Source organism: Burkholderia sp. E168m23 (assembly GCF_016586125.1).
Classification (GTDB): domain Bacteria; phylum Pseudomonadota; class Gammaproteobacteria; order Burkholderiales; family Burkholderiaceae; genus Burkholderia; species Burkholderia orbicola.
In genome coordinates this window covers 1-633 of the sequence record NZ_BCPP01001660.1, presented here as the reverse complement: position 1 = coordinate 633, position 633 = coordinate 1, and the positions used below count along the sequence as shown (strand labels likewise).

The window sequence follows — 633 nt, the reverse complement described above, 5'->3', positions numbered from 1 at the left end:
AAGCCTGAAGCAGCGCACCCAGCCCGAGCGTCGCGAGCATCGTATGCACGAGCAGCCCGACGCTGACACCCGCGGCGGTCACGAGGCCCGCGCGCGTGCCGCCGGACAGCGTGCGCGACATCACGAGGACCATGTCCTGGCCGGGCGTCAGTATGATCAGAAGGGAGGTGGCCATGAACGGCAGCCAGGCGACGTGCGACATCGGGAAGCTCCTGAAGGGGGCCGCGGCGGGCGCGAATCGCGCGTTTTCGAGGGGCCGGGCAGTCGTCAGATTATCGGCAACTTCCCGTGGAGATTGGATGCAAATCCCGCTATTTTCGAAGTCCGATTTGGAGTTATTCTCCAACATCAACTTCATCTATAGCCAAAAATGCCAATCAAACTGGATGCAATCGATCGACGCATTCTGCGTGCGTTGCAGCAGAATTCGAACCAGACGAACGCCGACATCGCGCAACAGGCCGGACTGTCGCCCACGCCGTGCCTGCGCCGCGTTCACCTGCTCGAGGAACAAGGCGTGATCGACGCGTACGTCGCGTTGCTGAACCCTGCAGCCGTCGAGCTGCGCTTCACGGCATTCGTGCGCGTCACGCTGGAGCGCCAGGACAAGACGACGGTCGAACGCTTCGCGCG

Annotated in this window: 2 protein-coding genes; one reads left to right on the top strand and one right to left on the bottom strand. The window is 62.7% G+C overall.

All coding sequences use genetic code 11. The annotated features are described in order from the left end of the window. The coding region (locus JMF90_RS40550; protein WP_236598165.1) for a LysE family translocator at positions 1–358 on the bottom strand (358 nt) is incomplete at its 3' end. A 12-nt stretch (positions 359–370) separates the two neighbouring features. On the opposite strand from JMF90_RS40550, the gene JMF90_RS39510 reads away from it, so the two are divergent. Continuing rightward, positions 371–633, top strand: a 263-nt coding sequence (locus JMF90_RS39510) for an Lrp/AsnC family transcriptional regulator (RefSeq protein WP_201326593.1), incomplete at its 3' end; no start/stop codon positions are given.